The sequence below is a fragment of the Streptomyces sp. NPDC059002 genome (genome assembly GCF_042740435.1).
Lineage (GTDB): Bacteria > Actinomycetota > Actinomycetes > Streptomycetales > Streptomycetaceae > Streptomyces.
In genome coordinates this window covers 1-23,625 of the sequence record NZ_JBHYJI010000033.1, presented here as the reverse complement: position 1 = coordinate 23,625, position 23,625 = coordinate 1, and the positions used below count along the sequence as shown (strand labels likewise).

The window sequence follows — 23,625 nt, the reverse complement described above, 5'->3', positions numbered from 1 at the left end:
CCGCCCGCGCCGGTGAAAGGAACCGCTTTTTCGCCACTTGGAGGGATCGGGGATGCATCTTTACTTCACGTTGGCGAAGGAACGTTGTTCGTATAGCGGAGGCCAAGAGGCGGCTCAGCGGACGGTGGCGTGGAGGAGGCCGACGACCCGGTCGTCGCCCGCGGTGCTGGCCTTGACGTCCGGGTCAAGGATTACGGTCGGGGCATGCGAATCGGCGAGCTCGCGGCGCGGGCGGGGACGACGACACGGGCGCTGCGTTACTACGAGGCGCGTGGGCTGCTGCCCGCGCGGCGTACCGGCAATGGGTACCGCACGTACGACGAGGAGGACGTGCGGCTCCTTGAGCAGATCAGGACCCTGCAGGACTTCGGGTTCGATCTTGAGGAGACACGGCCCTTCGTGGAGTGTCTGCGTTCCGGGCATCCGGAGGGCGACTCGTGTCCCGCCTCGCTCGACGTGTATCGGCGCAAGTTGAGCGAACTCGACGCGCTGATCGGCGAGTTGGGTGCGGTGCGGGCTCAGGTCGGTGCGCAGCTGGCGCGCGCGGAGGCGGCGCTCGAAGGCGGGCCCGAGCCGCGGTGCGAACTGACGGGATGAGGACGAGGAGAGCGGCATGAAGGCAGTGGGTGTGGCCGAGGTGACGGACGCGGATTTCGAGGGGGAGGTGTTGCGTGAGACGGACCGGCCGGTGCTCGTGGAGTTCACCGCGGACTGGTGCGGGCCGTGCCGGCAGCTCGCGCCGGTGCTGAGCGAGATGGCGCGGGAGGAGGCGGACCGGCTGAAGATCGTGCAGCTGGATGTGGACCGGAGTCCCGAGACCGCGATCGCCTACAAGGTGCTCTCGGCGCCGACCATGATCGTGTTCCGTGGGGGTGAGCCCGTGCTGCAGATGGTGGGGGCCAGGCCGAAGCGGAAGCTGCTCGCGGATCTCGCCGACGTGCTCTGAGGACCCTCGCTCGACGGACTGAAGGTCCCCGCTCAAGAGAAATGCCCCGGACGAATTGACGTCCGGGGCATTTCTCTGCGTATATTAGATTCTTTCGCGAAGCTCTTGTCATTTACGCATGACGGCTTCACGGGAAGCTTTATAAGAGCACTGTAACCGGCGAGGGGCTGAATTGTCAACCGAGGAATTGCGGGAAGAGCAGCAATTCGTCTCCGGGCTGTACGCGCGTCTGGACGCGCTGCGCGAGGAGGCCGAGACCGCCGTGAAGGCGTCGTTGTCGCAGGTGGGCAACGGTCTGCAGGCGCGCCTTGAGCGCGATGTGATGGTGGCGGAGCAGTCCGGTGTGCTCGCCGCCCTCAACGCGGAGGAGAACGGGCTCTGCTTCGGGAGGCTCGAATTCCGCGACGGCCGTGATCACCACATCGGGCGCATCGGTATCCGCGACTCCGATGCCGAACGCACCCCACTCGTGATCGATTGGCGTGCCGATGTCGCGCGCCCCTTCTATCTCGCGACGGGGCATACGCCGATGGGCCTGCGCAGGCGCCGGCACATCACCACCAAGGGCCGCGAGGTCACGGACCTGCACGACGAGATCCTCGATCTCAGCGACACCACGCGCACCGGCTTCGAGGGCGCCGACGCCGACGAGGTGCTGCTGGCCGCGCTCGACTCGGCGCGCACCGGGCGCATGCACGACATCGTGCAGACCATCCAGGCCGAGCAGGACCGCATCATCCGCGCCCCGCACCGCGGTGTCCTCGTGGTGGAGGGCGGCCCCGGCACCGGGAAGACCGTCGTGGCGCTGCACCGTGCCGCGTTCCTGCTGTACGCGCACCGTGAACTGCTCGCCAAGCGGGCGGTCCTGGTCGTCGGCCCGAACCCGGCGTTCCTCGGCTACATCGGCGAGGTGCTGCCCGCGCTCGGCGAGACGGGGGTGCTCCTTTCCACGGTCGGCGAGCTGTTCCCCGGCGTGACCGCGACGGGCACCGACGGCCCCGCCGCGGCCGAGGTGAAGGGCCGCGCGGAGATGGCGGACGTGCTCGCCGCCGCCGTCCGCGACCGGCAGCGGACCCCCGAGCCGGGCGAGCCCGTCGTCATCGCGCACGACGACGGCGATCTGATCCTGGACTGGACGGTCGCCGACCAGGCGCGCGAGGCGGCCCGCGCCGCGGACGTGCCGCACAACCTGGGGCGCCCGCACTTCGCCTTCCGGATCATCGACGCGCTGACCCGGCAGCTCGCCGACCGCATCGGCGCCGACCCGTACGGCGGCCCCAACTTCCTGGGCCCCGACGACATCGCGCAGCTCGGCAAGGGCATCGCGGCCAGCGCCGAAGTGCACGCGGCCATCGACGAGTTGTGGCCCACGCTCACCCCCGAGGGCTTCGTCGCCTGCTACCTGGAGGAGCCGACGGGCCTCGGCGAGGAGGACGCCGCGGCGATCCGCAGGCCGCGCGGCTCGGCCTGGACGGCCGCCGACGTTCCACTGCTCGACGAGGCGGCCGAGCTGCTCGGGCACGACGACAGCGCCGAGCGGGCGGCGGCCGAGGCCGAGCGGGCCAAGGAGATCGCGTACGCGCAGGGCGTCCTCGACGTCTCGCGCGCGTCCCGTACGTACGAGTTCGAGGACAAGGACGAGGAGGACGCCGAGGTCCTGCTCGCGCACAACATCATCGACGCCGAGCGGATGGCCGAGCGGCACGAGGAGGCCGACCACCGCAGCGCCGCCGAGCGCGCGGCCGCCGACCGCACCTGGGCGTTCGGGCACATCATCGTCGACGAGGCGCAGGAGCTCTCGGCGATGGCCTGGCGGCTGCTCATGCGGCGCTGCCCGACCCGCTCCATGACGCTCGTGGGCGACCCGGCGCAGACCGCGGAGGCGGGCGGCTGCGGCTCGTGGGAGAGCATCCTCGCGCCGTACGTCCAGGACCGCTGGGAGTACACCCGGCTCGGCGTCAACTACCGCACGCCCGTGGAGATCATGGACGTGGCGGCCGAGGTGCCGCGCCTTGCGGGGAACCCCGACTTCCGGCCGCCGAGCTCGGTGCGGTCCACGGGCGTGCGCCCCTGGACGCGCCGCGCCGAGGACCTCGCGGCCGCCGTGGCCGACGCGGTGGCGGCGGAGCGGCGGGACGAGGGCCGCCTCGCGGTGATCGCCCCGCGCGAACTCCACCCGGAGCTCGCCGCACAGCTCCCCGGAGTGACGGCCGGGGAGGCCCCGGACCTGACGCGGCCGGTCGTCCTGATCGACCCGCGTCAGGCGAAGGGCCTGGAGTTCGACACGGTCCTGGTCGTCGAGCCCGCGCGGTACGGCACGAGCGATCTGTATGTGGCGCTGACCCGGGCCACCCAGCGCCTCGGCATCCTGTACGCCGAGGAACTGCCGGTCGCGCTCAAGCAGGTCGAAGCCACACCGTAGCCAGCGGCGGCAGGGTCAGGCGCAGTGACGCGGGGCGGCCGTGGGACGGCACCGGGTCCGGCTTGAGCGGGTCGGGGTTGGTGACGTCGCTGCCGCCGTAGCGGGCCTCGTCGGTGTTGAGGATCTCCTGCCAGGCGGCGAACTCGTCGGGGACGCCCAGGCGGTAGGCGTGCCGGACGACCGGCGAGAAGTGCGAGACGGCGAGCAGCGGCGCGGCCGCTGTGTCTTCGGAGGCATAGCGCAGGAAGGCGAAGACGTTGTCCTCGGCGGCGTCGCCGGCCACCCAGGCGAAGCCGCCGGGGTCGGTGTCGCGCTGCCACAGGGCGCTCTCGCCGCGGTAGCGGGTGTTCAGGTCGCGGACGAGATCGCGGACGCCCCGGTGGTCGGGCTCGGCGCCGTATGCGGGGTCGAGCAGCCACCAGTCCGGGCCGTGCCCCTCCGACCACTCGGCGCCCTGGGCGAACTCCTGCCCCATGAACAGGAGTTGCTTGCCGGGGTGGGCCCACATGAAGCCCAGGTAGGCGCGGTGGTTGGCGCGCTGCTGCCACCAGTCGCCGGGCATCTTCGACACCAGTGCCCGCTTGCCGTGCACCACTTCGTCGTGCGAGATGGGCAGGACGTAGTTCTCGCTGTAGGCGTACACCATCGAGAACGTCATTTCGTTGTGGTGGTACTTGCGGTGCACCGGCTCCTTGGCGACATAGCCGAGGGAGTCGTGCATCCAGCCCATGTTCCACTTCAGGCCGAAGCCGAGACCGCCGAAGCCGCCGGGTCCCTTGTGGTGGGTGGCCCGGGTCACGCCGTCCCAGGCCGTGGACTCCTCGGCGATGGTGACGACGCCGGGGGCGCGGCGGTAGACGGTGGCGTTCATCTCCTGGAGGAAGGAGACGGCGTCGAGGTTCTCGCGGCCGCCGTGCACGTTCGGTGTCCACTCGCCGTGCTCGCGGGAGTAGTCGAGGTAGAGCATGGAGGCGACCGCGTCGACGCGCAGGCCGTCGATGTGGAACTCCTCGCACCAGTAACTGGCGTTGGCTACCAGGAAGTTGCGTACTTCCTTGCGGCCGTAGTCGAACTCCAGGGTGCCCCAGTCGGGGTGCGCGGCACGGCCCGGGTCCTCGTGCTCGTACAGCGTCCTGCCGTCGAACTCGGCGAGCGCCCAGTCGTCGCGCGGGAAGTGCGCGGGCACCCAGTCCATCAGGACGCCGATCCCCGCCCGGTGCAGCGCGTCGATCAGATACTTGAAGTCGTCGGGGGTGCCGAGACGGGCCGTCGGCGCGTAGAAGCCGGTGACCTGATAGCCCCAGGAGCCGCCGAAGGGGTGCTCGGCGACGGGCATCAGCTCGACGTGCGTGAACCCCAGGTCGGCGACGTACGGGGGGAGCTGCTCGGCGAGCTGGCGGTACGTCAGACCGGGCCGCCAGGAGGCCAGATGCACCTCGTACACGGAGAACGGCGCGCGGTGGACCGGCAGTTCGGCGCGTCGCGCGAGCCAGTCCGCGTCGTGCCATTCGTGGTGCGACTCGTGCACGACCGAGGAGTTCGCGGGCGGCGCCTCGGTGCGGCGGGCCAGCGGGTCGGCGCGCAGCGTCGTGGAACCGTCGGGCCGGGTGATCTCGAACTTGTACAGCTCGCCCTCGCCGACGGACGGCACGAACAGCTCCCAGACGCCGCTGCCGCCCAGCGACCGCATCGGGAAGCCGGTGCCGTCCCAGAAGTTGAAGTTCCCGACGATCCGTACGCCCCTTGCGTTGGGCGCCCACACCGTGAACCGGGTGCCGGTCGCGCCCTGGTGGGTCATCGGCCGGGCGCCGAGCGCCTCCCACAGCTGCTCGTGCCGCCCCTCGCCGATCAGATGCAGGTCGAACTCGCCGAGCGAGGGCAGGAATCCGTACGCGTCGGGGATCTCCAGTTCCGCTTCCTCGTACGTGATGCGGAGCCGGTAGTCCTCGGGCACCGACCGCAGCGGCAGCACGGCGGAGAAGAAGCCGTCGCCGTCGTCGTGCAGTTCGGCGCGGAGCTCGGCGGCGACGACGGCGACGGCCTTGGCGTACGGCCGCAGCGCGCGGAAGGCGATGCCGCCGGGCACGGGGTGGGCGCCGAGCACGCCGTGCGGGTCGTGGTGGGTGCCGCTCAGGAGGCGGCCGCGGTCGTCGTCGGGGACGGGGGACTCCGCCGCGACGGGCGCGGCCGGCATGGGCGGCACGCGCGGCGCGGGCTTCGCGGGGGCCTTCGCCGTCGCCTTCTTCGCCGCCGTCGCCCTTTTCGCGGTCTTGGCGGTCTTCGCAGTCTTCTTGGCGCTCCTGGTGGTGCCGGCGGCCTTTCCTGCGCCCTTCGGGCCCTGGGGCTGCGCGGTGGCTTCGTCGTCGGACGGTTTGCGGGGGCGCGGGGTCACGGGGTGGGCCTCCTCCGGGGAGTGGGTCAGTGGGCGTCGTCGGTGGAGCCGTTCCGGGCGAGACGGCGGACCGCGGCCAGCGGGACCGGCAGCCAGTCGGGGCGGTGGCGGGCCTCGTAGAGGACTTCGTAGACCGCCTTGTCCGTCTCGTGGGCGCGCAGCAGCACCGGGTCCATGCGCGGGTCGCGGCCCGAGACGTCCGCGTACCCCGCGCAGTACGCGGCCCGGCAGTCCGCGGCCCACTCGGGCGTCCGCGGCTCGGCGGAGGACACCGCGTAGTCGAAGGACCGCAGCATGCCCGCGACGTCCCGGGCGGTGGGCTGCGGCATGCGGCGTTCGGTGAGCGGGCGCGCGGGCTCGCCCTCGAAGTCGATGAGCGACCAGGTGCCGTCGGGGGAGCGCAGGAACTGCCCCAAGTGCAGGTCGCCGTGGACGCGTTGGGCGGTCCATGCCGTCGGGGACCCGCCTTCGCCGCCCAGGTCGGCCAGCGCCTCGTACGCGGTGAGCAGCGCGGGCGCGAACGGCCGCAGCGCGGGGACGGCCTGCGCCGCGGCGCCGAGGCGCTCCGCCATGCCGTCGGCGATGAGCTCCACCTGGGCCCGGCCGAGCGAGACGGTGGGCAGCGCGGCGGCGAGATCCCTGTGCACCTCGGCGGTGGCCCGGCCGAGCGTCCGTGCCTCGCCGGTGAAGTCCTCGCCCTTGCCGAGCATGCGCAGGGCGAGCTCCCAGCCGTCCTCGGCCCCGGCCAGATAGGGCTGGACCACGCCGAGCCCGTAGGTGTCGGCCGTGGCGGTCGTCTCGGTCGCGAGGTCCGCGTGGAACCACGCGGCGGGCGCGGGCACCCGTGCGCAGCCCCGGCGCGCGAGGTGCAGCGGCAGTTCCAGGTCGGGGTTGACGCCGGGCATGACGCGGCGGAACAGCTTGAGGATGAACGTATCGCCGTACACCACCGAGGAGTTGGACTGCTCGGCGGTGAGCACGCGCGGGGTGAGCCCGGAGGGGATGTCGGTGTGCGGGTCGCGCTCGAAGCGCAGCACGCCGTGCCGGCCGGGCATCCGCAGCCGCTCCAGGAGCAGCGTCATCAGGTGCGGGTCGTGCAGCGCCTCGTACACCGTGTACCCGGCGAGCGGGCCCGTGGTGACGTGGCCGATCAGCGCGGGGGCCAGATGCGGGGCCAGGGCGCGGCGTACGCCGATGAGCAACTGGTAGCAGTCTGCGGCGCGTTCGGCGGTCCTGCCGTCGGCCGCGGTGTCCTGGGCGGGGACCATCGGCCTGCGGGCCCGCACGAGGAGGTGCAGCAGGCCCGTGGGGGAGCTGGGCGGGAGCAGTTCGGTCACCGACACCGGTTCGAGGACGCTGATCGGGCGTCCCTTGCCCGCGAACCACCGTTGCCGCGGCAGCCAGGCGCGCAGCAGCGGGTCGAGCGAGGCGAGCAGCGCGCCGGAGTTCGCATGGGGGCGGGTGGCGGCTTCCGACATGGCGTCGCGTCCTTTCCGCGTCGCGGACAAGGCAGAGTGCGGGAGTGCCGGTTGTGCGTAGGAGTGCCCAGGGCGGGGCGGTGGAAACCGCCCCGCGAGAGTGTCGCGCTGCCGGAGCCTACGCCGGTTCCTTGCGCAACCGGAACCAGTAGAAACCGTGTCCGGCGAGCGTGAGGAGGTAGGGGAGTTCACCGATGGCCGGGAAGCGCACGCCACCGATCAGCTCCACCGGGTGGCGCCCGTTGAAGACTTGGAGATCCAGTTCGGTGGGCTGCGCGAAACGCGAGAAGTTGTGCACGCACAGCACCAGGTCGTCGTCGCCCCCGCCGGATGCGGGAGCCTCCCTGAGGAAGGCGAGCACGGCCGGGTTGGACGAGGGGAGTTCGGTGTAGGAGCCGAGTCCGAACGCCGGGTTCTGCTTGCGGATCTCGATCATCCGGCGCGTCCAGTGCAGGAGCGAGGACGGCGACGACATGGACGCCTCGACGTTCGTGACCTGGTAGCCGTAGACCGGATCCATGATCGTCGGGAGGTAGAGGCGGCCCGGGTCGCAGGACGAGAAGCCCGCGTTGCGGTCGGGCGTCCACTGCATCGGGGTGCGCACCGCGTCACGGTCGCCGAGCCAGATGTTGTCGCCCATCCCGATCTCGTCGCCGTAGTACAGGATCGGGGAGCCGGGCAGCGAGAGCAGCAGGGCGGTGAACAGTTCGATCTGGTTGCGGTCGTTGTCCAGGAGCGGGGCGAGGCGGCGCCGGATGCCGATGTTGGCGCGCATCCGCGGGTCCTTGGCGTACTCCGCGTACATGTAGTCGCGCTCTTCGTCCGTGACCATTTCCAGCGTCAACTCGTCGTGGTTGCGCAGGAAGATGCCCCACTGGCAGCCGGAGGGGATGGCCGGGGTCTTGGCGAGGATCTCCGAGACGGGATAGCGCGACTCTCGGCGCACCGCCATGAAGATGCGCGGCATGACGGGGAAGTGGAACGCCATGTGGCATTCGTCGCCGCCCTGTTCGAAGTCGCCGAAGTAGTCGACGACGTCCTCCGGCCACTGGTTGGCCTCGGCGAGAAGGACCGTGTCCGGGTAGTGGGCGTCGATCTCGGCGCGGACGCGTTTGAGCAGTTCGTGGGTGCGCGGGAGGTTCTCGCAGTTGGTGCCCTCCTCCGCGTACAGATAGGGCACCGCGTCGAGCCGGAAGCCGTCGATGCCGAGGTCGAGCCAGAACCGCAGCGCCGAGACGATCTCCTCCTGTACGGCCGGGTTCTCGAAGTTGAGGTCCGGCTGGTGGGAGAAGAAGCGGTGCCAGTAGTACTGCTTGCGGACCGGGTCGAAGGTCCAGTTCGACGCCTCGGTGTCGACGAAGATGATCCGCGCGTCCTGGTACTGCTTGTCGTCGTCCGCCCAGACGTAGTAGTCGCCGTAGGGGCCCTCGGGGTCGCTGCGGGACTGCTGGAACCACGGGTGCTGGTCGCTGGTGTGGTTCATCACGAAGTCGATGATCACGCGCATGCCGCGCTGGTGCGCGCAGTCCACGAACTCCACGAAGTCGGCGAGGTCGCCGAACTCCGGCAGCACGGCCGTGTAGTCCGAGACGTCGTAACCGCCGTCGCGCAGCGGCGACTTGAAGAACGGCGGCAGCCACAGGCAGTCCACGCCGAGCCACTGGAGGTAGTCCAGCTTGGCCGTGATGCCCTTGAGGTCGCCGATGCCGTCGCCGTTGCTGTCCTGGAAGGAGCGGACGAGCACCTCGTAGAACACGGCGCGCTTGAACCAGTCGGGGTCGCGGTCCTTGGTGGGCGTGTCCTCGAAGGTGTCCTGGACGGGCTCATTGACGATCATGGTGTGGATGACCCTCCGATCAACGTCCGCCCGACGACGAGTATGTGCGCGCCGCCCGGGCCGAGACGCACATAGTTGGCCCTGCCCCAGTGGTAGGTCTCGCCGGTGAGCTCGTCGCGCACCGGTACGGCCTCGTGCCAGCCGAGGCCGAGTCGCGGCATGTTCAACGACACCGTGGCCTCCTGGGTGTGGTGAGGGTCGAGGTTCACGACCACCAGAACCGTGTTCGATCCCGCCGGTCCGTTCGCGGACTTGGAGTAGGCGATCACCGCTTCCTTGTCGGTGGCGTGGAAGTGGAGGTCGCGCAGTTGCTGCAGGGCGGGATGGGACCGCCTGACGCGGTTCAGCGCGGTGAGGAGCGGGGCGATCGTCTCGCCCCTGCGGGCCGCCGACTCCCAGTCCCGTGGCCTGAGTTGGTACTTCTCCGAATGCAGATACTCCTCACTGCCGTGCCGCACGGGGGCGTTCTCGCACAGCTCGAAACCGCTGTAGACGCCCCACGTCGGTGACAGCGTGGCGGCGAGGACGGCCCGCGCCTCGAAGGCGTGCCTGCCGCCCTCCTGGAGATAAGCGTGCAGGATGTCCGGGGTGTTCACGAAGAAGTTCGGCCGCAGATAGTGCCCGGTCTCCGTCGACAACTCGACCAGATAGTCGGTGAGTTCGTCCTTTCCGTTGCGCCAGGTGAAGTACGTGTACGACTGCTGGAAGCCGATGGCGGCCAGCGTGCGCATCATCGCGGGCCTGGTGAACGCCTCGGCGAGGAAGATGACGTCCGGGTCGGTGCCGTTGATGTCCGCGAGCACCTCCTCCCAGAACACCACGGGCTTGGTGTGCGGATTGTCGACGCGGAAGACGCGCACGCCGTGCCCCATCCAGAAGCGCAGGAGCCGCACCGTCTCCGCGATCAGCCCCGGCATGTCCTTGTCGAAGGCGAGCGGGTAGATGTCCTGGTACTTCTTCGGCGGATTCTCGGCGTACGCGATGGAGCCGTCCGCCCGGCGGCGGAACCAGTCGGGGCGCTTGTCCACCCACGGGTGGTCCGGGGAGCACTGCAGCGCGAAGTCCAGGGCGACTTCGAGGCCGAGCCCCTGTGCCGTACGGACGAAGTCGTCGAAGTCGTCGAGCGTGCCGAGGTCCGGGTGGACGGCGTCGTGGCCGCCCTCCGGCGAACCGATCGCCCAGGGCACGCCGACGTCGTCCGGGCCCGCGGAGAGGGAGTTGTCCGCGCCCTTGCGGTAGGTGGTGCCGATGGGGTGGATCGGGGGCAAGTAGACGATGTCGAAGCCCATCTCCGCGATGGCGGGGAGGCGTTCGGCCGCCGTGCGGAAGGTGCCGGAGACGGGCGGGGCGCCCGCGCGGACGACGGCGCCCTCCGAGCGCGGGAAGAACTCGTACCACGCACCGAACAGGGCCCGGCGCCGCTCCACCAGCAGGGGCAACGGTGCGGAGGACGTGACGAGTTCGCGCAGCGGGTGGCGTCCGAGGACCCGCGTCACCTCCGGGGTGAGCGCGGCAGCGAGACGGGCCGCCGGTGGGCGGCCCGTGTCGCGCAGTGCCTCGGCCGCACCGATGACGACCGGTCGTTCGGCGCGGGGGACCCCGGCCGCGGCGCGCTCGTGCAGACGGGCGCCCTCCTCGAGGACGAGATCGGTGTCCAGGCCCGCAGGGATCTTGATGCCCGCGTGGTGCCGCCAGGTGGCGAGCGGATCGCCCCACGCCTCCACGGCGAACGTCCAGCGGCCCTCGGCGTCCGGCGTGACGTCCGCGCCCCACCGGTCGGTGCCGGGGGCGAGCTCGCGCATCGGGGTCCACGGGCCGGGGCGTCCCGCCGGATCGCGCAGGACGACATTGGCGGCGACCGCCTCATGGCCTTCGCGGAAGACGGTCGCGGTGACCTGGAACGTTTCTCCCGGCACGGCCTTCGCGGGTTTTCGGCCGCAGTGGACGGCGGGACGGACGTCCAGGATCGGGATGGTGGGCTGCGAGGTTGAGCCGAGAGACATGTGTGACCGCTCCTGTCCGCGTGCACGGATACGGGGGTGTGGAGAGGTACCGCGGTGCGTGCCGGCCTGTCGCCGGAGTGCGTACCGGAGGAGCCTGCCCACGCGCGTCGGGTGCGCAATCCGGCGCTTTGTTAACTACTAGCGCGTAACGGCACATGCAAGACCGGCCCCGCCCCCAAGGGCAGGACCGGTCCACAACGCATATGCCCTACGGGTTGTTCACCTGGAGGATCCTGTTCGGTGAACCGGGCCCGCCGCCCGTCACCTTGCCGGGCACCGCGCGCTCCACGAGGGCCTTGGCGACCTCCGCGGGCGGCGCCGACGGGTGGTCGGCGAGATAGAGCGCGGCCGCGCCCGCGACGTGCGGCGAGGCCATCGACGTACCGGAGAAGGTCTCCTTGGCCGTGTCACTCGCGTTCGACGCGGAGGTGATCGCCACGCCGGGCGCGAACAGGTCGAGCCTGCCGCCCCAGTTGGAGAAGCTCGCGCGGGCGTCCTTCTGGTCGGTCGCGCCGACCGTGACGGCCTCCTTCACGCGGGCGGGCGAGTAGAGCTCCGCGGGCAGTCCGTCGTTCCCGGCCGCGACGGTGTACGTCACGCCGGACGCGATGGAGTTGCGTACCGCCGCGTCCAGTTGGGCGTTGGCGTAGCCGCCGAGGCTGAGGTTGGCGACGGCGGGCTTCTTCGCGTGCTTGGTCACCCAGTCGATGCCCGCGATGACTTGGGCGGTCGTCCCCGACCCCGCGTCGTCGAGCACGCGCACGCCCACCACGTCGGCCTTCTTGGCGACGCCGTAGCTCTCGCCCGCGACGGTCCCCGCGACGTGCGTGCCGTGGCCGTTGCCGTCCTGCGCGGTGGCGTCGTTGTCGACGAAGTCCCAGCCGCTGTGGGCGCGTCCGCCGAAGTCGTGGTGCGTGGTGCGGATGCCGGTGTCGATGACGTACGCGGTGACGCCCGCGCCCGCCGACTCCGGCCAGGTGTAGGACTTGTCGAGCGGCAGGTCGTTCTGGTCGATGCGGTCGAGGCCCCAGGACGGCGGGTTCTTCTGGGTGTGCCGCAGTGACACCTTGCTGTCCTGGACGACCGAGGCGACCTTCGGATCGGCGGCAAGCCGCTTGGCGTCGACCGAACCGGCCTTCACCGCATAGCCGTTGAGCGCCGTGCTGTAGGTGTGGCGTATTTTCGCCCCGTACTTGGCGGCGAGGTCCTTGCCCGCCTCGGACGGCGCCTTCGTCCCTCCCTTGAGCGTGACGATGTAGCTGTTGCTGACGGAGCCGGGTTTCCCGGCGCCGAGTATGTGCCCCGTGGGTCCCTCGGACGGGGCGGCGCTGACGGGTGACGTGATGGCCGAAAGTACCGCCGCCGTGGTGGCGGCGGTGACGGCTCCGGTCCACCGCAGGCGCCGGGTGCGCGACAGAGTCATACGCTGGCTTCCCCTCCCCAAAACTTCCCTCCCCTACTGGCTACTGGGCAGCCTCTCGTGCGGTGTGAAGTGCCACAAGGCCGTACGAGGGGGCGGAATCGGCCATATCGCCCGTGACGGGTGTGTGAGGGTTGCGGCGATTTCCGGACGGAGTGCGGCCGTCGCGCGAGGTCGACGTCCGATAGCCGCCGGTCCGGGGCGGACGGGCCGGTCAGGGTGGTGACCATGACCACGAACGCTCCCGTCGACCCGCTCGACCCGCTCGACCCGCTCGACCCGCTCGACCCGCATGACGCGCACGGCTCCCACGGCTCCCACGATGCGCACGGCTCCCGCGACGCGCTGCGCGTCCTGACCGGCATGTACGAGGCCGAGGCGGAGTACCTGGCCGCGGGCGGCCCCGGCCGCGCCTCCTTCGACGTGCTCGCCCCCTACTTCGCACCCGATGTCGTGCTGCACCAGGCGCAGGCCCTGCCGTACGGCGGCACCTGGCGCGGCCACGCGGGCATGACCCGCTTCTTCGTCGCGATGAGCGAAACGTGGGAGGTCTTCGACATCGCACACCAGGAGTTCCTCGCCCTGGGGGAGGTCTCGGTGGTCCACAGCGACATCCGCGCCCGCGCCCGCGCGACCGGCAGCGAACTCGCCTTCCCGATCCTGCAGACGCTCACGGTGCGGGCCGGACGGATCGCCGAGGTCCGGCCCTTCTACTGGGACACGGCGCGGATCGCCCGGGCATGCGATATCACGTCGCGTATTCCGCGCGGAGATGGCCGGGGGGTCGCCTCCCTTGAGGTGGAACATCGTTGAACGGGGAATTCTTCGGAGGGGTGAATGGGGTTTCGGGTGACTCGGTTTCCTCTCCCGTACCGGCGGACATCTGCCGTTGCATGATGGGCATTTCTATAGTTGCGCGAGTCATGAAGGAAGCGTCGGGAACTGTCGCGTGCGGGGTTTCCTTCGGGCCCGCACGGCGTCGCTCGAAGGTGACTTCCGCCTCTTGCCGGGACCGTTCCGGGACGCCAGAGTCGTGCGGGCCCAGCCAGCAGCTATAGCGGCCCGCACCCTCAGAGGTGCGGGCCTTTTTTGCTGCCGTGTTGCGCCATTGATAATTCTTCCGCGGGGATTTCAGGTCAGTGTTTCGGTGGCCATTCCGGCGGGGTGGGGCGGAGTGGGGAGGCGCGGCGCGCACTATGGGCCAACATCTTCCGGGTATTCCTGGTCCGATACTCGGATCCCCTGCTCGGGGCCGCGTGAAAGAGTGTCAAGCGCGCCGTACGGGCCATGCGTCAAAAGGGCGGGAGGGGGTGGCCTGTTGGGGATATTCTTCATGGTCGCCGCAATGAACGCCCGCTACCTTCGCTCTGCACGCTCTTCGCTCGCTCATCGAACAAGGGAGCAGGGAATGGCCATTGAGAGCGACCCGCGGCCCGAGCTCATCCGCTTCGAGCCCCCGTCGGGGACCGTGGACGGCGGCCAGCAGGTGACGGTGCACGGCAACCACCTGCAGTACGTCATCGACATCTACTTCGACCACGACGCGGCCATCATCAAGGAGCAGACGGCGACCAAGCTGGTCACCATCACCCCGGCCCACGAAGAGGGACCGGTCTGGGTCGTCGCCGAGAGCAGCGGCGGCTACAGCAACGGGCTGCGCTACCGCTACACCAGCGGCTGATCACCGGACCGACGGCTGATCGCCGCCGGTCGCCCCAGAGGGGCCCGGCCACCGCCGGGCCCCTCTTCCTGTGCCCGCCCGCGCCCGTCCGAGCCCGCCCCGCGCCCGCCGGTTCAGGGCGAGTAGCCGGAGAGGATCCTGCCGTCCTCGGAGTCGGCGAAGAGGGCGCCGCCCGCGTACAGGGGGGACCCGAGGGCGCGGCGGTCGTCGTACTCCGTCTCGCCGTCGGGGCGTGGAATGTCCTTCCTGCGGTAGGAGTTGATGTCGTCCGCCGTGGACCGGCCCCACATCTCGTACAGGCCGACGGCGAGGACCCGCTTGCCCGAGAGGGCGACCGTGACGGTGTCCTGCGGGGCGCCGTAGCGCCACAGGCGTTTGCCGGTGCGCCAGTCGTACGCCGTCATGAAGTGCGTGACCGGGGACTCGGTGTCCTCGTTGCGGCTCGTCACGACCAGGACGCCCGCATCGCCGACCACCGGGGGCAGCGCGGGCGTGCGGTCCGGGGCCAGGGTGCGGCGCGGCTTGAGGGTCGTGGCGTCCAGAACGCGGACTCCGGCGCGGTCGAGGGCCCAGCACAGGATCGTGTCGCGGTGGGCGACGACGCCGTTGCAGCTCTCGTCGGGGGCGGTCGCGGCGCGTTCGCCGTCCTTCGCGGACAGGGCCACCACGCCGTCGCCCTCCAGGGCCGCGTACACCCGGCCGTCCTTGACGAGCAGCGGGCCCTGCACCTTGGTGGGGAGCGGGTCCGACGTCCAGAGGCTGCGGCCGTCGCGGCCGCGGCGGGCCCGCACGATCGCCCTGCTGGAGCCCGACGCCTCGTCCGTGAAGCTGAACTCGGCGGTGTAGACGACGCCTTCGGCCTGGGTGAGTGCCATCACCGCGGCGTTGGAGGGCAGCGGCTTGCGCCAGCGTTCCGCGCCGGACGCCACGTCCACGGCGATGACACCGCGCTCGCTGGGGACGTAGACGCGCCTGCCGTCGCTCTCGGGCGGCAGGACCTGGATGCCCTGCAGCTCGTCCGCGCGGTCGGTGAAGCCGCGCGAGGTCCAGCGGTGGGCGCCGGTCGCCGCGTCCAGGGCCGTCGCCGCGCCCTTGCCGTCCCTGCACACCAGCTTCGGGCCGACCAGGACACAGCCGTACCCCCGGTCGTCCAGGCCCTTCGGGCGCCGCACCGACCAGGGCCGCCATCCCTCGGGCCGGGCGGCAGCGGCGCGCGTGGCGGCCCCGAACTCGCCGGAGTGGCCGGGGTTTCCGTACTCGGTGACGACGCGGGTGGACTTCCCGGGCGCGCCCGGCGCAGTGGGTGCGGGGCCGCCCGCCTCGTTCCCGCCGTTCCCGCCGTTCCCGTCGCTCCCGCCGTCCCCCGGTATCAGCACCGCCGCCACGGTCACCGCGGCCGCCGCCAGCGCCGCCGCGGCGATCCACCGGCCGCGTCGGCGGGGCGCGGCGGGCGTGGGGGACGGGGGCGCGAGCGGCGCGAGCGGTGCGGGCGGCGGCGGGGTGGGCAGGCGCGGGCCGCTGCCGGACGCGCCCGCCGCGGTGTCGGCCGCCGCGAACGAGCCCTCCGCCAGGGCGCGTTCGCAGCGCGCCACCGCCTCCCTGTGCTCGGCGAAGAGGGAGAGCACGGGCGCGGGCCACGGCACGGACGCGGTGGTGCGGTCCGCGAGGCGCTCCGCGAGCCGCGCCGCCGTCGGCCGGTCCTCGGGCGCCGGACGCAGACAGCCGGCGACCACCTCGCGCAGCTCTTCCGGTACGGCGGAGAGGTCCGCGTCGCCCTGTGCGATGCGGAAGATCACCGAGGCGAGTTCCTGGTCGTCGAACGGGCCGCGCCCGGACGCCGCGAAGCACAGCACCGCGCCCAGCGAGAACACGTCGGAGGCGGGCACCACCGCATGGCCGCCCTCGATCTGCTCGGGCGCCATGAAGCCGGGCGTGCCCACCACCATCCCGGCCGCCGTCAGCGCCGTCGCGTCGAAGGCCTGGGCGATGCCGAAGTCGATGAGGGTGGGGCCTTCGGGGGTGAGGAGTACGTTGCCGGGCTTGAGGTCGCGGTGCAGGACCTGCGCGGCGTGCACCGCGGCGAGCGCGCGGGCGAGCCCCGCGCCGAGCGCGCGCACCGCGTCGACCGGCAGCGGACCGCAGCGGCCCACCGTCTGGGCCAGCGAGGGACCGGCGACGTACTCCGTTGCCAGCCAGGGGACGTCGGCGTCCGCGTCACCGTCGAGGAGCGCCGCGGTGCCCGCCCCCGACACCGCCCGCGCCGCCGCGATCTCCCGCCGGAAGCGGATCCGGAAGTCGCGGTCGATGTCGAGGTCGGGCCGCACGGTCTTCACCGCGACGAGCGGCGCGCCGGGCCCAGGACCGCGGGCCAGATACACCTCGCCCATGCCGCCCGCGCCGATGGCGGCGAGCAGCCGGTACGGGCCGACGTGGCGGGGCGGCCCGGACAGGGGGTCGAGCACGGCTTCTCCTGGGGGCGTCGAGTCGAGGGGGGTGGGGCAAGTGGGGTGCGGGTCAAGGGTGTTCAGGAGCGGGGCGGGAGCGCCGTCGACACGACCGTTCCCTGGTCGTACACGATCGTCACGACCCCGCCCAGCGGAAGCACCGTCGGCGGCTTCGGCTTGTCGGCGATCACCGTGCCGGTGTCGACGGGCTCCTTGGGGGTGCGGTTGCCGGGGGCGCCGGGCACGCGCACGGTCTTCGCCGTGCCCTTGGCCGTCAACGGCACGGTCCTGAGCGTGGAGTTGTCGGCGGTCAGGGCCCGGTCCCCGATGAGCAGCGCCGGTGACGACACCGGTTCCTTGATCATGTACTCGGCGACGGAGAGCGGCTCCTTGCGGGTGATGCGGCCGTTGCGCGCGTCGGCGACCAGGAGCTTCTCGCCGGTCGTGTCGTACGCGAGCGCGGTGCCCGAAGCGACCGCGCTCACCACGATGTCGCGCCCCGGGTGCCCGTCCGCGCCGATCGGCGGCGCCTTGAAGCCGAACGCGCCCTTGACCGCGAGGGTCTTGGCGTCGAGCCGGGTCACCCGGGTCTGCGGGTCGGCCGTCGGGTCGTCGAGGCCGCCGGAGTCGCCGACGTGCTGGGTGCACAGGATCTGTCCCGCGGCCGGGGCGGCCATGAGGGCGAGACACTGGCCGCCGTCGTAGACGCCGCCCACCCGGCCGCCCTTCTTCTCCCGGAGGGCGACGACACCGTCCTTGGAGTTGGCGTAGACGACGCCGTCCAGGGCGGTCTCGGCGGTGTAGTTGCCCAGCTCGGCCTCGGCGAGGGTGTCGCCGCTCAGTTCGTACGTCCATGCGGGCCGGGTCCCGCCGTCGAGCGGATACGCCCGGAGCGTGGCGCCCTTCGGCCCTTCCGCGTCCCGCGCCGATCCCTCCGCCGCGAGGACGAGGCGCTCGTCGGTGAGGAGCGCGGAGGTGAAGTGCGTGCCGGCCGGGGCGTCGACGTACCAGCGGACCTTCCCGGACGCCGAGTCGCGCACCTGCACGCGCCCCTTGTACGCGATCACCGCGGTGCCGCCGCGGACCACGGGATGCTGCTGGTCGCCGGGCATGAACAGGTTGCCGGACGGGCTGATGTACGCCTCGCCGCCCATGTCGCCGTCCGCCGCCGACCGGCCGTCGGACGTCCACAGGCGGTGGCCGTCGACGGCACTGCGCGCCTCGTACGTGCCGTTGGTCAGCAGACACACCACGGCCTTCGTGTCGGCCGAGCAACTCATCGGCGCATGACCGAACGTGGCGCGCCACGGCTTCCATCCCCGGGGGCGCTGCGCCTTGAACTGCGGGACGGAGCCGCTGCGTTCGAGCGTGCCCGCGGAGTCGACGCCCGCCCGGGCGACCAGTTCGGCGGGGGACGCCCCCGCCGCGCCCCCGCCCGTGCCGGGCGACCCCTGACCCGCGCCGCCGCTCCCGCCCTGCCCGCCGCTTCCGCCGTCCCCGTCCGGCCCGCGCAACGCGAGCAGCGCACCGACGGCCCCGCCCGCCACGGCCACCGCGAGGACCGTGGCGAGCGCGCCCTTGCGGCCGATGCCGCGGCGGCGCGGGGCGGCGGGCGCCGCCGCGCTCATGGTGGGGAGCCCGTGCACTTCCTGGGCGGGGGAGAGGGGGGTGCCCGGTGCGGCCGGAGTGCGGGTCGGTGTCTGCGTGGGCGTCTGCGTCGCCGGGTGCGGGGCGTCGTGCCCGGGCTCGGGCAGCGGCAGCAGCGGGCTGCCCGCCGCGCACAACTGCGCCACGTCGCGCCGCACTTCGGCGATGGCACCCCGGACGGACGCGGGCCAGGGGGCATCTGCCGCCCCCGCGCCTGCCCCCATCAGCCCCGCGAGCCCCTCCGCAAGCTCCTCGGGCCCGGGGCGTCCGCCCGCCTCCCGTGCCAGACAGGGGGCGAGCAGCTCCCGCAACTCGGCGGGCACGTCGTCCAGCCGGGCCTCGGCCCGCGACACCCGGTACAGCACCGCCGCCACCGGGCCGTCGCCGAACGGGTCGCTGCCCGTGGCCGCGTAGGCCAGGACCGACGCCAGGCAGAAGACGTCCGACGCGGCCACCACATGGCGGCCGCCCGCCACGTGTTCCGGGGACATGAAGCCGGGCGTGCCGACGAGGAGGCCCGTCGAGGTCATCGTGGTCGCGCCGAGCGCCCTGGCCACGCCGAAGTCGATGAGCTGGGGGCCCGCGGCGCCGAGGAGGACGTTCGCGGGCTTCAGGTCGCGGTGCAGGGCGCCCGCCGTGTGCACCGCGGCGAGTGCGCGGGCCACCCCGGCGCCGAGCGCGGCGACGGACGCGGTGGGGAGCGGGCCGTGCCGGCGGACCGCTTCGGCGAGGGTCGGCCCGGCGACGTACTCCGTGGCGAGCCAGGGCTGTTCGGTGCCTTCGTCCGCGTCGCCCGCGACGAGCCGGGCGACGTACGGGCTGTCGACGGAGGCGGCGACGGCGAGCTCGCGCCGGAAGCGGGCGCGGAAGCCGGTGTCGCCCGCGAGGTCCTTGCGGATCGCCTTGACGGCGACCAGCGCGTCGGGTTCGTAGGGCCCTCGCGTGGCCAGGAACACCTCGCCCATGCCGCCCGCGCCGAGCCTCGCCAGCGTCTCGTACGGACCAATCCGCAGCGGCGAAGACTGCCGCAACCGGCCGATCATCAGCCCTGCCCCCCGATGTTTCTGTTGTCAATCCCTGTGACGCGTCAGCGGGTTGCAGATTACAGCGGGTCGCCCGGTGAGGGGGTGCGGAATGCGGGGCACCGGTGTTGCGGATACGGCCGAATCAGGTGTCCAGTGGCTCCATGGCCGACCAGCCGACCGTCTCCACCGCCCACGGCCCGGTCCGCGGCGAGCGCCGTCCCACCGGAGCCCGCTTCCTCGGCATCCCGTACGCGGCGCCGCCGGTCGGCGGACTCCGGTTCGCCGCGCCCGTGGCGCCCGCCCCGTGGGCCGCACCGCTGGACGCCACCGCGTACGGGCCGACCGCGCAGCGCCACGGCCCGGTGGACGGCGCCACGATCCCCGAGCCGTCCGTCCCCGGCGCGGGCACCCTCAACCTGAACGTCTTCACGCCCGCACCGGACCCGGGCGCCGCGCTGCCCGTCCTCGTCTGGATCCACGGCGGCGGCTACGTCGCGGGTTCCGCCGCCAGCCCCTGGTACGACGGGGCGGCGTTCAACCGCGACGGCGTCGTGCTCGTCTCGCTCGGCTACCGGCTCGGCATCGAGGGCTTCCTGCACCTGGACGACGCCCCGGACAACCGGGGCGTGCGCGACTGGATCGCCGCGCTGACCTGGGTGCGCGACAACATCGCGGCGTTCGGCGGCGACCCGGCCAAGGTCACCGTCGCCGGACAGTCGGCGGGCGGCGGCGCCGTCCAGGCGCTCCTCGCCGCACCGGCCGCCCGCGGCCTGTTCCGCGCGGCGATCTCCATGTCCGGCGCGCTGATCGATCCGCAGGAGCGGTGGGTGGGCCCCGCCGCGGCCGAGCTGTTCACCCGGCGCACCGGCGTGCCCGCGACCGCGGCGGCGCTCCGCGACCTCTCCGACGACCGGCTGCGCGCGCTCCAGGACGTCCTGAGCGCCCCGGGCCCCGACCGGGAGCGGCTGCCCGGACCGCTGCTCGGCCCGGTCGCCGACGGCGATGTGCTGCCGCGGCCGGTCCTCGAAGCGCTCACGGAGAGCGACACGGCCGCGGACGTGCCGCTGCTCATCGGCTGCACCCGCGAGGAGTTCCACGCGTTCGGCGGCCAGGACCTCACCGACCTCGTCTTTCGCACCCCCGCCCGCAGGCTCGCCGAGGCCCGTGCGATACGTGAACACCCCACCTGGCTCTACGAGTTCATTTGGCCGTCGGCCGCGCCCGGCGCGACGCACGGCCTGGCCTTCCACTGCCTCGACCTGCCCTTCGCCTTCGACCTGCTCGGCGCCGAAGGCGTCACCGCCGCCACCGGCGAAGGCCCGCCGCAGGCCCTCGCCGACGCGATGCACGCCGCCTGGGTCGCCTTCGTCCGCGACCTGGACCCGGGCGCCGACTGGCCGCGCCACACGACGGCACACCGCGCCACCCGCCGCTGGGACGCCGTGCCGGACCTCGCCGACGATCCGCCGCGGTCCCGCCGGATGGCCTGATCCCCTGACGCGCGCCCCGACGCGCCGTGGTCGGGGACGGCGGGCCGCGGCTACCGTCGATGCGTCACGTCGTCGCGTACACGTACACGCCGTACGAAGGTGGAGACCGTGAAGGCAATCCGTCGATTCACCGTACGTCCCGTCCTTCCCGAACCCCTCGGCGCGCTCGCCGAGTTGGCCCGCAATCTGCGCTGGTCATGGCATCCGCGGACCCGTGATCTCTTCGAGTCCGTCGACCCGGGACTGTGGGAGTCGTCCGGCTGCGACCCCGTGCGGCTCCTCGGCGCCGTGTCGCCCGCGCGGCTCTCCGAACTCGCCCGCGACGAGAGCTACTTGCGACGGCTCGCCGAGGCCGCCGACGAGCTGCGCGCGTACCTCACCGGGGACCGCTGGTACCAGGAGCGGGACCGCGACGTCGAAGGGCGGGCCCGGCTCGGTGCCGAACTCCCGCACGCCGTCGCCTACTTCTCGCCCGAGTTCGGCATCACGGCCGCCCTGCCGCAGTACTCCGGCGGCCTCGGCATCCTCGCCGGTGACCATCTGAAGGCCGCGAGCGACCTCGGCGTCCCCCTCATCGGCGTCGGACTGCTCTACCGGCACGGCTACTTCCGCCAGTCACTGTCCCACGACGCCTGGCAGCAGGAGCACTATCCGGTCCTCGACCCGAACGAACTCCCCGTCTCCCTGCTGCGCGAGGCCGACGGCACCCCCGCCCTCGTCGCGCTCGCCCTGCCCGGCGGGCGCGCGCTGCGGGCCCACGTCTGGCAGGCGCAGGTCGGCCGCGTGCCGCTCCTGATGCTCGACTCGGACGTCGAGGAGAACGACCCCGGCGAACGCGACGTCACCGACCGGCTCTACGGCGGCGGCAGCGAGCACCGGCTGCTCCAGGAGATGCTCCTCGGCATCGGCGGGGTGCGCGCCGTACGCACGTACTGCCGTCTCACCGGCCACCCCGAACCCGAGGTCTTCCACACGAACGAGGGCCACGCGGGCTTCCTCGGCCTGGAGCGCATCCACGAACTGGCCGTCCAGGGCAGCGACTTCGACCCCGCGCTCGAAGCGGTGCGGGCCGGGACCGTGTTCACCACGCACACCCCCGTGCCCGCGGGCATCGACCGCTTCGACCGCGAACTGGTCGCCCGCCACTTCGGGCCCGACGCCGAACTGCCCCGCATCGACGTCGGCGACATCCTGCGGCTCGGCATGGAGACCTACCCGGGCGGCGAGCCCAACGTCTTCAACATGGCGGTGATGGGACTGCGGCTCGGCAGCCGCGCCAACGGCGTCAGCACCCTGCACGGCTCGGTGAGCCGCGAGATGTTCGCGGGGCTCTGGCCGGGGTTCGACGCCGAGGAGATCCCGATCACCTCCATCACGAACGGCGTGCACGCCCCGACCTGGGTGGCCCCCGAGGTGTTCCGGCTCGGCGCCCGGCAGATCGGCGAACGCCGCACCGAGCGCGCCCTCTCCGTCGGCGGCGCGCCGGGCGACGACCGGTGGGACGCGGTGGCCGACATCCAGGACGCCGACATCTGGGAGCTGCGCCGCACACTGCGCGCCCAGCTGGTCCAGGAGGTCAGGCGGCGCCTGCACGACTCCTGGCGGCAACGCGGCGCCGCCACCGCCGAGTTGGGCTGGATCGACGAGGTGCTCGACCCGGACGTCCTCACCATCGGCTTCGCGCGCCGCGTCCCCTCGTACAAACGGCTCACGCTGATGCTCCGCGACCGCGACCGGCTGATGGAGCTGCTCCGGCACCCCGAACGCCCGGTGCAGATCGTCGTCGCGGGCAAGGCGCACCCGGCGGACGACGGCGGCAAGCGGCTCATCCAGGACCTCGTGCGGTTCACCGACGACCCGCGCGTGCGGCGGCACATCGTGTTCCTGCCGGACTACGGCATGGCGATGGCGCAGAAGCTCTACCCGGGCTGCGACGTGTGGCTGAACAATCCGCTGCGGCCCCTGGAGGCGTGCGGGACCAGCGGCATGAAGGCCGCCCTCAACGGGTGCCTCAACCTGTCCGTCCTCGACGGCTGGTGGGACGAGTGGTTCGAGCCGGACTTCGGGTGGGCCATCCCCACGGCGGACGGCGCGGCCACCGACGACGACCGGCGCGACGAACTGGAGGCGGCGGCCCTGTACGACCTGCTGGAGCGGAGGGTCGCCCCCCGCTTCTATGAGCAAGGGCCCGGCGGGCTGCCCGACCGGTGGATCGAGATGGTCCGCAGAACCCTGACCCGGCTGGGCCCGAAGGTGCTCGCGGGGCGCATGGTGCGGGAGTACGTCGAGAAGCTGTACGTCCCTGCCGCGCGGGCGCACCGCGTGCTCGACGCCACGACCGCGGGGGAGCTCGCCGCCTGGAAGACGCGGGTCCGGGCCGCGTGGCCGCGGGTCGCCGTCGACCACGTCGAGGCGTCGGCGACCGGTGCGACGGCCGAGCTGGGCGCCACGCTGTCCCTGCGGGTACGGGTGCATCTGGGGGCGCTGGGCCCGGACGACGTGGAGGTCCAGGCGATCGCCGGGCGCGTCGACCCCGAGGACCACATCGCCGATGCCTCGCCGGTTCCGCTGAAGCCGACGAGCGGGGCGGACGGGGAGGGGCGGTGGGTGTACGAGGGGCCTCTCGCGCTGGACCGCACGGGGCCCTTCGGGTACACGGTGCGGATTCTGCCCTCGCATCGGCTGCTGGCCAGCGGGGCCGAGTTGGGGCTCGTCGCGGTTCCCTCCGAGGCGACAGGGGAGGAGGCGGGGGTGTTGATGCGGTGACTTGGCCGCGGGGTGTCCGTGGCCGGGCCAGAAGATCGCGCAGTTCCCCGCGCCCCTGATCAGGGGCGCGGGGA

General features: G+C 72.4%; 14 protein-coding genes. 7 read left to right on the top strand and 7 right to left on the bottom strand.

What is annotated here, in order from left to right:
• The first annotated feature begins 204 nt into the window (after positions 1-204).
• From ACFWZ2_RS26560 to ACFWZ2_RS26550, 3 genes are all read left to right on the top strand, one after another.
• The gene (locus ACFWZ2_RS26560) at positions 205-597 is read left to right on the top strand and encodes a MerR family transcriptional regulator (RefSeq protein ID WP_384549759.1); all 393 of its coding nucleotides are present in this window, start codon (positions 205-207) and stop codon (positions 595-597) included.
• A gap of 16 nt (positions 598-613) precedes the next feature.
• Positions 614-946, top strand: coding sequence for a thioredoxin (gene trxA, locus ACFWZ2_RS26555; RefSeq protein WP_384549757.1), 333 nt, complete (start codon positions 614-616; stop codon positions 944-946).
• A gap of 172 nt (positions 947-1,118) precedes the next feature.
• A complete protein-coding gene (locus ACFWZ2_RS26550; protein ID WP_384549755.1) occupies positions 1,119-3,368 on the top strand; it encodes a HelD family protein in 2,250 nt (749 codons plus the stop codon).
• Here the strand turns inward: ACFWZ2_RS26550 and glgB are convergent.
• The 5 genes from glgB to ACFWZ2_RS26525 form a co-directional block, all read right to left on the bottom strand.
• The gene (glgB, locus tag ACFWZ2_RS26545) at positions 3,343-5,562 is read right to left on the bottom strand and encodes a 1,4-alpha-glucan branching enzyme (protein WP_384549872.1); all 2,220 of its coding nucleotides are present in this window, start codon (positions 5,560-5,562) and stop codon (positions 3,343-3,345) included. The two genes, ACFWZ2_RS26550 and glgB, sit on opposite strands and share 26 nt — an antisense overlap.
• A 224-nt stretch (positions 5,563-5,786) precedes the next feature.
• Complete coding sequence (locus tag ACFWZ2_RS26540) at positions 5,787-7,238, bottom strand: maltokinase (RefSeq protein WP_384549754.1); 1,452 nt, start codon at positions 7,236-7,238, stop codon at positions 5,787-5,789.
• 118 nt (positions 7,239-7,356) lie between these two features.
• Complete coding sequence (gene treS / locus ACFWZ2_RS26535; protein WP_384549752.1) at positions 7,357-9,075, bottom strand: maltose alpha-D-glucosyltransferase; 1,719 nt, start codon at positions 9,073-9,075, stop codon at positions 7,357-7,359.
• Positions 9,072-11,078 (bottom strand): alpha-1,4-glucan--maltose-1-phosphate maltosyltransferase, encoded by a 2,007-nt coding sequence (locus tag ACFWZ2_RS26530; RefSeq protein WP_384549750.1) that lies wholly within the window; start codon positions 11,076-11,078, stop codon positions 9,072-9,074. The genes treS and ACFWZ2_RS26530 overlap by 4 nt, the downstream gene beginning before the upstream one ends.
• A 208-nt stretch (positions 11,079-11,286) precedes the next feature.
• Positions 11,287-12,501 carry a S8 family peptidase gene (locus ACFWZ2_RS26525; protein WP_384549748.1) on the bottom strand — a complete coding sequence of 405 codons (1,215 nt, stop codon included), beginning with the start codon at positions 12,499-12,501 and terminating at the stop codon, positions 11,287-11,289.
• A 360-nt stretch (positions 12,502-12,861) separates the two neighbouring features.
• Between ACFWZ2_RS26525 and ACFWZ2_RS26520 the strand changes: the two genes are divergently transcribed.
• On the top strand, positions 12,862-13,311 hold the full coding sequence (locus tag ACFWZ2_RS26520) for a nuclear transport factor 2 family protein (protein ID WP_384549870.1): 450 nt from the start codon (positions 12,862-12,864) through the stop codon (positions 13,309-13,311).
• 595 nt (positions 13,312-13,906) lie between these two features.
• Entirely contained in the window at positions 13,907-14,179 is a 273-nt protein-coding gene (locus ACFWZ2_RS26515) for an IPT/TIG domain-containing protein (RefSeq protein ID WP_384549747.1), read from the top strand.
• A 113-nt stretch (positions 14,180-14,292) separates the two neighbouring features.
• Here ACFWZ2_RS26515 and ACFWZ2_RS26510 read toward each other — a convergent pair whose 3' ends face one another.
• Together ACFWZ2_RS26510 and ACFWZ2_RS26505 are read right to left on the bottom strand one after the other, a co-directional pair.
• Complete coding sequence (locus ACFWZ2_RS26510) at positions 14,293-16,641, bottom strand: protein kinase (protein WP_384549746.1); 2,349 nt, start codon at positions 16,639-16,641, stop codon at positions 14,293-14,295.
• 62 nt (positions 16,642-16,703) lie between these two features.
• Positions 16,704-19,301, bottom strand: a complete 2,598-nt coding sequence (locus ACFWZ2_RS26505) for a protein kinase (RefSeq protein ID WP_384549744.1) — start codon at positions 19,299-19,301, stop codon at positions 16,704-16,706.
• A 155-nt stretch (positions 19,302-19,456) separates the two neighbouring features.
• Between ACFWZ2_RS26505 and ACFWZ2_RS26500 the strand changes: the two genes are divergently transcribed.
• Complete coding sequence (locus ACFWZ2_RS26500) at positions 19,457-20,785, top strand: carboxylesterase/lipase family protein (protein WP_384549742.1); 1,329 nt, start codon at positions 19,457-19,459, stop codon at positions 20,783-20,785.
• Between the two features lie 108 nt (positions 20,786-20,893).
• Positions 20,894-23,551 carry an alpha-glucan family phosphorylase gene (gene glgP / locus ACFWZ2_RS26495; protein ID WP_384549740.1) on the top strand — a complete coding sequence of 886 codons (2,658 nt, stop codon included), beginning with the start codon at positions 20,894-20,896 and terminating at the stop codon, positions 23,549-23,551.
• The last annotated feature ends 74 nt before the right edge of the window (positions 23,552-23,625 follow it).